Source organism: Gemmatimonadaceae bacterium (assembly GCA_036496605.1).
Taxonomy (GTDB): Bacteria; Gemmatimonadota; Gemmatimonadetes; order Gemmatimonadales; family Gemmatimonadaceae; genus AG2.
In genome coordinates, this window is the sequence record DASXKV010000051.1 from 168,710 (window position 1) to 179,803 (window position 11,094).

Sequence of the window (11,094 nt, forward strand, 5' to 3'; positions counted from 1 at the left end):
GTACGTGCGCCAGCCTTCCAGTCACATGGTGACTGGAAGGTGTCGTCTGGCGCGCGAGGCGTCAAGCCTCACGAGCTGTTGGGGACTTACTCCCGCCGCTTCCGGCGATCGCTCCACCAGATCGCGATGACCATCCAAACGCTCACCGCACCTGCGACCACGAACCCCCACGTGCCGAGCGTCTTGCGCGTCGTGATCACCATCGCGCTCGCGACGATGATCGCGGCCAGCACCAGCCCGGAGAAGATCCGGTTCGCCACCTTTTGCAAGCCATCGAGAAGGATTCTCAGCTGTGGCACCTCCACCCGCGTCGCGAACTCGCCCGAGGCGAGACGCTGCGTCACGAGATCGAGGCGATGCGGCAACGCCGTCAGCAAATCGCCACTCTGCATAACGAGCTGCATGAGCTTGCGGGGATTGAGCTCGCGGCGGGCTTTGTCGGCGGCGATCTGACTGCCGTACTCGCGAATGGTCGTGATCGGACTGTAGCTCGGTTCCAGCGCGCGGGTCACCGCGTCCAGATTGAATAGCGCTTTGGCGAGGAGCGTCAGCTCGGCGGGGAGCCGGAGCCCACGGTGAAATGAGATGTTGATCAACTCGAAGAGAATCGCGCCCGCCTGCACCTCGCCGACGGCGAGGTCGTAATTGCGGGCCACGAGTCCCGCGATGTCGCGGATATATTTGGCGCGATCGAATTCCGGCAATTCCTCGCCGATCTCGACGAGCGTCGCCGCCGCGTCGTCGGAGCGATTGTCCGACAGGTCCATCAGCAGGCGGATGATCTGATCGCGGAGCGCGTTCGAGAGTCGCGCCGTCATCCCGAAGTCGATGAGCGAGAGTCGAACGTCGATGTCGTCCGGCTGGGGTGCCGCGTGCTGCTGTGCTTGCGCCTCGAGGCGTGCGAGCGGCGTGACGGCTGGGCGCGTCGCGTGGCGACGATCGATGGCTTTCGCTTCCGAGGGCGTGAGTGGATTCTCCGCGTCAGGGAGAACGACGAAGACGTTTCCCGGATGCGGATCGGCGTGAAAGTGTCCGTCGATCGTGATCTGCTTCAGGTACGCCCGCGTCAGCTCGTCCGCGACCGCGTGGAAGTCGTGCTCGATGCGCGTGAGCGGCGAGACCTCGCTGATCTTCTCGCCCCGGATGCGTTCCGTCGTGAGTACTCGGTGGGTCGTGTAGCCTTCGATGACGCGCGGAATGAGTATTCGTGGAAATTCCGCGAGCGACCGCCGGAACGCCGCTGCGTTGCGCGCTTCGATGCGGTAATCCAGCTCGTCGGCCAACGCTCGTTCGAGTTGCTTGATGATTCCCACCATGTCGACCCGCAATCCAGCCTCGGTATGCGCGGTGAGAAATCTGGCAAGCTCACGGAAATACTCGATCTCGTCGGCGAGCTGCGCGCGGATGTTCGGTCGCTGCACTTTCACGACTACCTGTCGTCCATCGCGCAGCGTTGCGGCGTGTACCTGACCGAGGCTCGCCGTGCCAATCGGCTCATCGTCGAACGTCTCGAACAGCTTGCTGATTCGTGCGCCCAGCTCCGCCTCGATCGTTGCGCGCACGTCCTCGGTCGGAATCGGTCCGACATCGTCCTGCAGCAGCTCCAGCTCCTCGATGTACGTCGACGGAAGGAGATCAGGACGTGTGGACAGCACCTGTCCGAGTTTGACGTACGCCGGTCCGAGCTCTACCAGTCGCTTGCGGAATGCTTTCGCCTTTTCCGGCGAGGGTGCTCCATTCGAATCGGCGCTTTCGGGCTCGGGGGCGATGCCCTGCAGCCCTTGCTGCTTCGCAAAATCGGCCAGCCCATAGCGCGTGAACAGCCCCACCGTCGCTGCGAGCTTCGGCAGATACTTCGGTTCGAGGATCATTGGACACGTCCGAAGCACGGAGCATGCCCGCTGGGCTACGGGTAGAGAGCTGAGGGTAGAGGCTAGAGAAATTGAGGGTACTGGGTAGAGCCTAAAGCGATGCTCGTAGCGCGTCGCAAACGCGGCGTTTAGCGTGAAGCGTACTTCGAAGCCACCTGCCCTCAGCTTTCTACCCTCTGCCCTCAGCTCTCTACCCTCTACCTTCAGCTCTCTACCCTCTACGCGATGTCGGGTCCCGTCAACATCACGCACGTTCCGAAACCCTGGGGTCACGAGACCATTTGGGCGCGCACCGACACGTACGTCGGTAAGATTCTGCACATCAATGCCGGCCAGGCGCTTTCGGTGCAGTACCATAACGTGAAGGACGAGACGGTCTACCTGTTGTCGGGAAAAATCATCTATCGCGTTTGGCAGAATGGGGGCGACGGGGAGCCAACTGACATCGGACTTCGGATCGGCCAAGCCTATCGCATAACGCCGCACACAATCCATCAGATGGAAGCCGTAACGGACTGCGACGTCCTCGAGGTCTCGACGCCGCATCTCGACGACGTCGTGCGGCTCACGGATCGCTACGGACGGGAGGGAACGAGCGCACCATGAAGGTGATCATACCACTGGCCGGGAAAGGCACCCGTCTCCGGCCCCACACTCACATTACGCCGAAGCCGATGCTCAAGATCGCGGGCAAGCCCGTGATCGATTATGTAATGGAGGACCTGCAAGCGCTCGGCAACGTCGATCAGGTCATCTACATCACGGGTCACCTCAAGGAGAAGGTCGAGCAGTACGCCCGCGCGAAGTATGCGTTTCCCAGCGTTTTTGTCGAGCAAAAGGAGCAGCGAGGGACGGCCGATGCGGTCGCGCTCGCCCGTCCGTACATCGACGAACCCGTCATGATCATTTTCGTCGACACGATCTTCGACGCCGACTTCTCGGTGGTGAAGCGCCACGATGCCGACGGGATCATCTGGGTGAAGGAGGTCGAGGATTATCAGCGATTCGGCGTCGTCGTCACCGATCGTGACGGCAACATGACGAAGATCGTCGAGAAGCCGTCGACGCCGATTTCGAAGCGCGCGAATATCGGTTTGTACTATGTGAAAAACTGGAAGCTGATGCTCGACGGAATCGATTGGGTGTTGAAGCAGCCGCCGAACAAAGGTGAGTATTATCTCACGGACGCCTTCCAGTACATGATCGACAAGGGTGCGAAGATCAAAGTCATCGACGTCGAGGGATGGTACGACGCGGGGAAGCTCGACACCCTGCTCGACACGAATCGCACGATCCTCGAGAAGCGGAAGGCGGCGCGACGTCCCAAGTCGGTGCCGAAGGACGTCACGCTCGTCGATCCCGTGTACATCGAAGACCACGTGACGCTCAAGGCCTCGAAGATCGGTCCAAACGTGTCGGTGAGCACCGGTAGTACGATCGAAGACTCCGAGTTGAGTGACACGATCGTTGGCTCGAAATCGTCAGTCCGCCGCTCGACGCTCAAGAACTCGATGGTCGGAGACGAAGCCGTTGTCGAGGGAATTCACGGCGAGATGACCATCTCCGATCACTCCGAAGTGAGAGGCCGGAGCTGATCGTCGTCGACGCGTTCACGAAGCTGTACGGAGATCTCGTCGCGGTCGAGAATCTCTCGTTCAGCGTCGCGCCCGGAGAGGTGCTCGGTCTCGTCGGACCGAACGGGGCCGGGAAGACGACCACGTTGCGTACGATCTCGGGCATCATCGCTCCAACGCGCGGCACCATCTCGATCGCCGGGCACCCGCTTGCCACTCAACCCGTTCAAGCGAAGCAGCGGCTGGCCTTCATTCCCGACGAACCACAGCTCTTCGAGTACCTAACGGTGGAGGAGCATTTGCGATTCGTCGGACGCATGTACGGCGTCGCCGACGCGCCGGCGCGCATTCCACCGCTCCTGGCCGAGCTCGAGCTGTCCGAGAAGAATCGCGCGCTTCCCACGGAACTATCGCGCGGCATGAAACAGAAGCTCGCGATTGCGTGCGGTTTGCTGCACGACCCGGCGGCCCTCATTCTCGACGAACCACTCACCGGCCTCGATCCCGCCGGAATGCGCCGCATGCGCCAGACGATCGCCGCGCGCGCGAGCGACGGTGCCGCCGTCATTCTCAGCTCGCACTTGCTGCACCTCGTCGAGGAGTTGTGCACCAAGCTGCTCGTCATCCATCACGGACGGGCGATCGCTTACGGCGCGTTCGACGCCATCGTCGCCGAGCGACCGCAGCTTGCGGGCCGAGGACTGGAGGATGTCTTCCTTGCGCTCACGAGCGATCGCGAATGAGCGAATAGTCATGGTGGACGCGCTGCTCTACCTCACGCGCGTCAGCATTCGGAACCGCTTCGGCCAACAGGCGCGCCGGCTGCGGCAGCCTCGTTACGCACTCGCGCTGATTCTTGGCGCCGCCTATTTCTGGCTGATCCTGTTGCGTCCAAGCGTACAGCCAGGCCGCGCGCCGACGTCGCTCTGGACGAACTTCGAGTCGGTCGTCGCGCTCGGCGTGCTGCTCCTCCTGATCGGAGCGTGGGTGTTCTCGGGCGAGCGTATGGCGCTCGCGTTCAGCCCGGCCGAGCTTCAGTTCCTCTTTCCCGCGCCGCTCCCGCGCCGAGCACTGATTCTCTACAAGCTCTTCCGGACGCAGCTGGTCATTCTTTTCAATGCGGTGATCTGGGTCTTCGTGCTGCGACGATCTGGCTCCGTACTCGCGGCGCCGCTGCGGTTCGTGGGCACCTGGATGCTGTTCACGAATCTGAGCCTTCACCGGCTCGGCGCGGCGCTCGTCCGAACGTCGCTCGTCGAGCATGGCCGCGCGGGCATTCGTCGAAACCTCCCGGCAATTATCCTCGGGGTTACCGGAGCAATTGCCGTGGGGCTCATTCTCTGGGACGCGGTGCCGGTGCTTCGCGTTGCACGCGCCGCGAAGGAAATCGCGAGCGGCATCGAGGCTGCCGCCGATCTTCCCGCGGCGCGCGCGCTGCTTTTCGTTCCGCGATTGATCGTCGCACCGTCGTTCGCGCAGACAACCGCCGGATGGCTGCGCGCGACGGGCGGCGCACTGCTCATCCTCGTCGCACAGGTCGTGTGGGTGGTGCGCAGCGACGTCGCCTTCGAGGAAGCAGCGGTTCAGGCTTCGATGGAACGTGCACGTCGGATCGACGCGAGGCGACGCCGTACGTCGCAGCCGCGCTCGCACGCCGGAAAGAAGGTCAAGCGGTCCATCCCGCTCGCGCCTCGTGGTAACCCGGCCGCGGCGATCGTGTGGAAGAATATCTTGCTGCTCATGCGCACGGGACGCGTCGGCTCGATGGTCGGGCTATGCATGATGGCGATCATCTTCGCGCTGCCAACGATCGAATCTCGTGGCATCGATGGGCGATTCCTCGCGGTCGTATCGCTGATCATGGTGCTCTTGCTGATCATTCTCGGGTCGCGCGTCCTGCAGAATGACTTCCGGCAAGATGTGGATCATCTTCCGACACTCAAGACGCTCCCGCTGGCCGGCAATCGAATCGTCGGCGCAGAAGTGATCTCGTCGGCGTTACCAATCTCGGTGCTTCAGCTCATTCTCGTTCTCGTCGCCTTCGTGGCCACGTTAGGCGATTCCGATCTCCCCGTCGATCTGGTGCGTCGCACCGCGATCCTCCTGATGTCGCCGTTGATTCTGCTGAGCGTGAACCTAACGACGGTAACGATTCAGAACGCGGCCGCGTTGCTCTTTCCAGGTTGGGTACGGGTGACGCCGGTGGTCGGCGGCGGCATCGAAGTCATGGGCCAGGGCATACTTGCGACGGGGATGCTGCTCCTCACCTTCATCGTCGCCCTCTTGCCCGCGGCGGCCGCATCCGCCGCCGTCTGGTGGGCGCTCTCGAACGTGCCGAACGCCTGGATCGTGGCGGTGCTCGCCGCGGCTGGCGCGTTGCTCGGCGAAACCTGGTGGGCGATTCGTGGCCTCGGCCGACGGTTCGAGAGGATGGAGCCTTAGCGTTTCAACTCCTGGAACACGTTGATGCCGGCGCCGATCAGCAGCGATACTGTTCCGTTCACCAGCGCGACGCGCGTGCGATTACTCGTCGCCGGCCGCCAGGAGGCTTGGGCAAAGCTTCCCGCGTAGGCACCCACGATGCGCGGGACGGCAATGGGATGCTGCCCATGCTGCGTGAAATCGGTGACGCCTTGCCAAAGCGCCCACGACAACCGGTTACCTACGCCCCGACAGGGACACGGTTGGTAATCCAACGGGCGCTGAAGCGCCGCGGCGAGTCCCTCGCCGACTGCCTCCTGAATCACGAATTCGCCGATGTTCGACGCCGCTCGCTTCCGATAACCCTCCCAGCCCTTGCCCCATTCGGCCGGCTCGTTTTGCATCTGGTCCACCTCTGCGTAGGCGAGTCCCATGCCGGTTCCGTAGACCAGATCTCGGCCAAAGCGATTGAGTCGTGTCGACGAGTCGCGACCAACGCGCACCTGAGCCTGAGCGGCACCTGCAGCAATTGTCAAAAGCACAGCGGCGAGAACGGGGGAGGTGCGCATTCAGTCCGCCACCGCGTAGCCGGAGAGGTGACTCGTCGTGAAGGTGATTCGCCGTGACAGCTTGTCGTCGACACCGCCCATGTCCTCGAGCAGCTGCTTCGTTACTGGATCGATGTGATAAACGTGGAGCGTCTCTTGATTGATGTCGTTACGATTGCAGCGAGAGTAATCGATGGTAATCGTGACGGGCTGCTGAAAGAGGAACGACTGAAAACCGACGGCGCTGACGTCGATCTCCATGTAGTTCGACGCCGGAACCGTCACCTGGAAGAGCGTCGGAACGGTGAGCACGCCCGCCGGAATCGTGATACCAGTGACGCCTAGGTTCACGCTGCCGCCGAGTAAATCCAGGAGTCCCGTTGTCGACGTGGTCTGATTCGTCGGACACTCGACGAGCGACGGACCCCTGTCCTGGCTCGGTGAGTTCCCGGGGCTTGGAGCAGTGGCACGTTGCTCGCCGCAGGAATTGGCGACCAGCATCGCTGCGACGACAGCGATCACTTTGCTCGCGCGCAGTACTTCGTCGTATCTGACGCTCATTCTCGCTTCCGGAAAGGGAGGCTCGCAGCCGATCAGCGCGAGCGCCGCTCCGAGGGTGCAACGGACGTGCCTGACTCCAACGAACTCATCGACGAAGGGATTGCTGCAGAAAGGCTTGGGCTGATCGATCGCGCGGAATCATGTTATTCGCTCGCGGCTCAGAGCGAGGATCCATGTGTTCAGGCCCGAGCCTTCACAAAGCTGGCCGGCGTTCACCGATCGCGAGCGGACTGGGATCTCGCCCTCGAATGGGCACGACGAGCGCAGGAGGTCGCGCGCGCGAGCGGAGAGCGCTCGATTGAAAACGAAGCGATCGTCGCCGAGGCGAATGTCTTGATGTGTCGCGGTGACTTCGCTGCGGCGACATTCGTTTTCGAGTCGCTGCTCGTCTCTGAGCTCGAGCCCAGATTGCGGGGCGTGGTCCTACAGAATCTCGGGTCGATTCTCGCGCAGAAGGGCCAACTTGGCTCTGCCGAGCGCGCGTTCGCCGAATCGTATGGCTACTTCCGGCAAGCGGGATATCGGCGCGGCGAGGCGATCGCCCTCAACAACTATGGCCGGGTGGCTCTGGACCGAAAAAACATCCCGCTCGCCGAGCGTTCACTCGAGGATGCGTTGAGCCTTGCGCGAGAGGTGGAGGACAGCGATCTCGTAGCGCTCGCGACGCTGAATCTCGCGGAGGCGCTGACGCAGCGCCGCGAGGACAAGCGCGCGAGGGATCTCGCGAGTGCGGCCTTCGGTCACTTTCGATCGTCGGGTAATCGCTGGCGGCAGGTCGAGTGTCTGCGCCTGCTCGGCGCCTTGCACGAGCGCGAACAGTGCACCGACGATGCCGAGCGATGCTTCGAGCGTGGGCTCAAACTGGCCGAAGAGATCGACGCGAAGAGCGAGATCGCGTTGCTTCGGGAGGCGCTCGCGCGCGTGCGCGCGTCCCGGCACAGAAGCTGACCGACCCTCCGGAGAGAACGAGACTCTAGACGGAGGTGCCCTGAGCGGCCTCCAGAAGCCCGCGGAGCTCGTCCCCGGTGCAGTCCGGCCAACAGCTCGGCACGCCCTCGACCGCGCGCTCCTCGGACGGCTCCAGGAACGAAGGCCGGGAAAATAGCAGTGAGCGCGGTCCCCGCTCCATCTCGGGTTTTCGGACGTCGACGGTCCAGACTTCGCCGTCGTGGCCAAGGAAAACGAGACCGAATGGCATAATGCGGCTCGATTGCGGATCCGAGAAATCTTGGCGCACAGGATGCGTAGTCCGGCAGCATGGGCGCGAGCAACACGGAAACGAATGTGCAAGATCGCCATCCTTCGCAAGTCCAGGGTGCTCGCGGGCGGGCGGTGATCGCACTCGCACACCTCGAGCAGGGGCAGCGCGACGCGATGGAGGAGCTCCGGGTAGCTCTCTGCGAATATGTGGGAGCCTTACGTCACAGCGGCGTCTCTCGCGATGAGACTCTGGCAAGCATACGAGCGCTCGTCACGGTGCCGGCGACACCCGAGGGGACTCTTGCGCTCACTCCGGTGGTTCGCGAGGCGCTCGCCGAGCTTACCCTGCGGTGGTGCGAAACCGAGTACGACCGTCTGGCCGAGCAGCCGCGCGCGGTTTGAGCCGCGCCTCAATCGGCCATTTCGGCTGCACCGAAGACGATCGTGAGCGCGCGGAAGACGCCACGCGCCCCGTCGGTGTTATCGAACCACTCACTCTGCGTATGGGCATCTCCACCGCGACCGCCGGCCCCGATCGCGATGGCCGGAATGCCACGAGCGATCGGCACGTTCGCGTCGGTCGACGCCGTTGCGACATCGGGCTCGCGCCCAACGAGTCGCGTCGTCGCTAGCGCGTGCCTCACGAGCGGATGCTCCACCGAGGTCTCGCCGCAGGGTCGAGTCCCGATCGGCTGTATGGTCATGGAGAGCGCGCGCGTCCCGAAGGCGCGGCGATTGTTCTCCTCTTCGCACGCCGCGCCCGAAGCGACCTGGATCTCCCGTTCATAGCGGTCGAGCATGTCGGCCGACGTCGAGCGCAGATCGATCTCGAGCCAGGCGTGATCGGGGATGGAGTTGACGGAGATCCCACCGCCGATGCGACCGACGGAGAGCGTGGTGCGCGGCTCGAGGGGTAGACGAAGAGCAGCCAATCGGGCGGCAGCGCCGGCGGCGGCATGCACTGCGTTAGGCGAGCCGAAAGCGGCCCAGCTGTGCCCTCCGCTTCCGATGAAGCTCACCCGATAGCGACGGCTGCCCAGGGCACGCGTTACGATTCGCTCGTCACCAGCCCCGTCGAGAGCAATCGTCGCCGCGGCGTTATTGCCGCGCTCGTCGAAGTAACGCTTCGCGCCACGCAGATCGCCGAGCCCCTCCTCACCCGTCGTGGCAACGAAATCGATCGGACGTCTCGTTGACAATCGCACGCCGTCGATCTCTTCGGCAATCGCGAGCATCACGGCGAGGCCGCGCCCGTTGTCGTTGATACCAGGACCAATCAGTCGCCGGCCGTCGCGTTTCACGAATAGTGAAGTGCCGCGCGGAAATACGGTGTCGAGGTGCGCGCAGACGACGACTGGAGACAGCTTGCTCCGGCCGGGCCTCTGCCCGACGACATTTCCGGCATCGTCGGTCTCGACATCCTGCAGTCCGATCGCTCGGAACCGATCAGCGACAAAAGCCGCTCGCTCCGCTTCCTCGCCCGTAGGCGCTGCGATTTCGGCGAGCGTGATCTGCGCGTGGACGATCGATTCGTCGCGCGCCGCCAGTCGTGCGCGCGCCGATGCTAACGCGCGAAATGTCGCCACGCTATCCAGATTCGCGCGCGAGGATCGCGCGGACAGGGGGGCGTGCGGAGACATGTCTTGATTTGAACCGCGCTGTCCACGGGACGCAAGTAGTAGATTGCGCCGTCACCGGACGAGGCCATTCACGAGATGAAGGCATCACGCCCGCGCTTGAGTCGGAATGTTTACGCGCTCACGGCGGTGAGTTTTTTCACCGACGTGTCGAGCGAGATGATCTATCCGCTGCTTCCGGCATTTCTTACGATCACGCTGGGTGCGAGCGCGAGCTTTCTTGGAGCGATCGAGGGTGCCGCCGAAACAACCGCTGCGCTGCTGAAGCTCGCGAGCGGGTGGTGGTCCGATCGCGTTCAACGGCGCAAGCCGCTCGTTCTCGCTGGCTACGCCATCGCCTCGATCATGCGACCGCTCGTCGCCCTCGCGCGATCCGCGGCGCAAGTGCTCGTGATTCGCGTCTCCGATCGGGTTGGTAAGGGAATTCGAAACTCTCCGCGAGACGCGCTGATCGCCGATTCGGTAGACGCGAGCAATCGCGGTCGCGCCTTCGGTTTCAATCGAACTGGAGATCACGCAGGCGGTGTCGTCGGCCCGCTCATCGCGTTCGCGCTCGTGGAGTGGCGCCACGTCGCGCTGCGTACCGTGTTCTGGTGGGCTGTTTTGCCTGGCGCGCTCGCAGTCTTGACCGTTGTGTTCGGTGTGAAGGAGGTGCCGCGGCCCACCGTCGCCGTCACCAGTCACCAACAACCAACCACCACCAGCCGGCAGCAGCCACTTGGCGGCCGTTTCTGGGCCGTCCTGGGCGTCATCCTCCTCTTCACGCTCGGCAATTCGACGGATGCCTTTCTTCTGCTGCGCGCGCAGCAGCTCGGAGTGCCCGTTGCCTTCGCACCGATTCTTTGGGCATTCCTTCACGTCGTAAAGTCATTGTCCAGCACGCCGGGTGGCGCGCTATCGGATCGCGTCGGTCGCAAGCCGCTCCTCGTTGCGGGCTGGCTTCTGTACGCGCTCGTCTACTTTGGCTTCGGGCGCGCCAGCGCACATTGGCATGCGTGGGCGCTCTTCGGAGTTTATGGAGTTTTCTTCGGGCTCACCGAGGGCAGTGAGCGCGCGCTCGTCACCGATATGGTTCCGTCCGCACGACGCGGTACCGCATTTGGCTGGTACAACCTCACCATTGGAGTCGGCGCGCTGCCGGCGTCGATCATTTTCGGTGCGCTGTGGGACAGGCTGGGCTCGCGGCAGGCGTTCGACTTCGGCGCCTCCTTGGCGCTGGCCGCGGCGATGGGCATCGCGGTGATTGGCGCAGCGCAGAGGGTAGAGGGTAGAGGGTAGAGGG

General features: G+C 63.4%; 12 protein-coding genes. 7 read left to right on the forward strand and 5 right to left on the reverse strand.

From position 1 onward, the window contains the following. Nucleotides 1-86 precede the first annotated feature (86 nt). On the reverse strand, nucleotides 87-1,871 hold the full coding sequence (locus tag VGH98_20950) for an AarF/UbiB family protein (GenBank protein ID HEY2378461.1): 1,785 nt from the start codon (nucleotides 1,869-1,871) through the stop codon (nucleotides 87-89). A 225-nt stretch (nucleotides 1,872-2,096) separates the two neighbouring features. Between VGH98_20950 and VGH98_20955 the strand changes: the two genes are divergently transcribed. From VGH98_20955 to VGH98_20970, 4 genes are read left to right on the forward strand one after another with little or no spacing between them, the layout of a single operon-like run. After that, nucleotides 2,097-2,477 carry a cupin gene (locus VGH98_20955; protein ID HEY2378462.1) on the forward strand — a complete coding sequence of 127 codons (381 nt, stop codon included), beginning with the start codon at nucleotides 2,097-2,099 and terminating at the stop codon, nucleotides 2,475-2,477. After that, nucleotides 2,474-3,466 (forward strand): nucleotidyltransferase family protein, encoded by a 993-nt coding sequence (locus VGH98_20960; protein ID HEY2378463.1) that lies wholly within the window; start codon nucleotides 2,474-2,476, stop codon nucleotides 3,464-3,466. Before VGH98_20955 ends, VGH98_20960 begins: the two co-directional genes overlap by 4 nt. A gap of 23 nt (nucleotides 3,467-3,489) precedes the next feature. Continuing rightward, nucleotides 3,490-4,188 (forward strand): ABC transporter ATP-binding protein, encoded by a 699-nt coding sequence (locus VGH98_20965; GenBank protein ID HEY2378464.1) that lies wholly within the window; start codon nucleotides 3,490-3,492, stop codon nucleotides 4,186-4,188. Further along, nucleotides 4,154-5,887, forward strand: a complete 1,734-nt coding sequence (locus VGH98_20970; protein HEY2378465.1) for a putative ABC exporter domain-containing protein — start codon at nucleotides 4,154-4,156, stop codon at nucleotides 5,885-5,887. The genes VGH98_20965 and VGH98_20970 overlap by 35 nt, the downstream gene beginning before the upstream one ends. Here the strand turns inward: VGH98_20970 and VGH98_20975 are convergent. After that, nucleotides 5,884-6,435: a hypothetical protein gene (locus tag VGH98_20975; GenBank protein HEY2378466.1), complete on the reverse strand. Its 552-nt coding sequence runs from the start codon at nucleotides 6,433-6,435 to the stop codon at nucleotides 5,884-5,886. The genes VGH98_20970 and VGH98_20975 overlap by 4 nt on opposite strands. Further along, on the reverse strand, nucleotides 6,436-6,975 hold the full coding sequence (locus VGH98_20980) for a hypothetical protein (GenBank protein ID HEY2378467.1): 540 nt from the start codon (nucleotides 6,973-6,975) through the stop codon (nucleotides 6,436-6,438). It abuts the gene before it with no gap. Between the two features lie 66 nt (nucleotides 6,976-7,041). Between VGH98_20980 and VGH98_20985 the strand changes: the two genes are divergently transcribed. Further along, a complete protein-coding gene (locus VGH98_20985) occupies nucleotides 7,042-7,923 on the forward strand; it encodes a tetratricopeptide repeat protein (protein ID HEY2378468.1) in 882 nt (293 codons plus the stop codon). Nucleotides 7,924-7,948: 25 nt separating this feature from the next. Here the strand turns inward: VGH98_20985 and VGH98_20990 are convergent, their stop codons facing one another. Beyond that, a complete protein-coding gene (locus VGH98_20990; GenBank protein ID HEY2378469.1) occupies nucleotides 7,949-8,173 on the reverse strand; it encodes a hypothetical protein in 225 nt (74 codons plus the stop codon). Nucleotides 8,174-8,307: 134 nt separating this feature from the next. Here VGH98_20990 and VGH98_20995 point away from each other — a divergent pair, with 134 nt between their 5' ends. Further along, nucleotides 8,308-8,577 carry a hypothetical protein gene (locus tag VGH98_20995; GenBank protein ID HEY2378470.1) on the forward strand — a complete coding sequence of 90 codons (270 nt, stop codon included), beginning with the start codon at nucleotides 8,308-8,310 and terminating at the stop codon, nucleotides 8,575-8,577. A gap of 8 nt (nucleotides 8,578-8,585) precedes the next feature. Here the strand turns inward: VGH98_20995 and VGH98_21000 are convergent, their stop codons facing one another. After that, the gene (locus tag VGH98_21000) at nucleotides 8,586-9,761 is read right to left on the reverse strand and encodes a M20/M25/M40 family metallo-hydrolase (GenBank protein HEY2378471.1); all 1,176 of its coding nucleotides are present in this window, start codon (nucleotides 9,759-9,761) and stop codon (nucleotides 8,586-8,588) included. Nucleotides 9,762-9,890: 129 nt separating this feature from the next. Here VGH98_21000 and VGH98_21005 point away from each other — a divergent pair, with 129 nt between their 5' ends. Continuing rightward, nucleotides 9,891-11,090, forward strand: a complete 1,200-nt coding sequence (locus VGH98_21005; protein HEY2378472.1) for an MFS transporter — start codon at nucleotides 9,891-9,893, stop codon at nucleotides 11,088-11,090. Nucleotides 11,091-11,094: the final 4 nt, after the last annotated feature.

Excerpts from the sequence above, each read along its gene's own strand:
- VGH98_20980 (HEY2378467.1), bottom strand. The coding sequence starts at position 6,975 with ATGAGCGTCAGATACGACGAAGTACTGCGCGCGAGCAAAGTGATCGCT.
- VGH98_20970 (HEY2378465.1), top strand. The coding sequence starts at position 4,154 with ATGTCTTCCTTGCGCTCACGAGCGATCGCGAATGAGCGAATAGTCATG.
- VGH98_20990 (HEY2378469.1), bottom strand. The coding sequence starts at position 8,173 with ATGCCATTCGGTCTCGTTTTCCTTGGCCACGACGGCGAAGTCTGGACC.
- VGH98_20950 (HEY2378461.1), bottom strand. The coding sequence starts at position 1,871 with ATGATCCTCGAACCGAAGTATCTGCCGAAGCTCGCAGCGACGGTGGGG.
- VGH98_21005 (HEY2378472.1), top strand. The coding sequence starts at position 9,891 with ATGAAGGCATCACGCCCGCGCTTGAGTCGGAATGTTTACGCGCTCACG.
- VGH98_20975 (HEY2378466.1), bottom strand. The coding sequence starts at position 6,435 with ATGCGCACCTCCCCCGTTCTCGCCGCTGTGCTTTTGACAATTGCTGCA.
- VGH98_20955 (HEY2378462.1), top strand. The coding sequence starts at position 2,097 with ATGTCGGGTCCCGTCAACATCACGCACGTTCCGAAACCCTGGGGTCAC.
- VGH98_20960 (HEY2378463.1), top strand. The coding sequence starts at position 2,474 with ATGAAGGTGATCATACCACTGGCCGGGAAAGGCACCCGTCTCCGGCCC.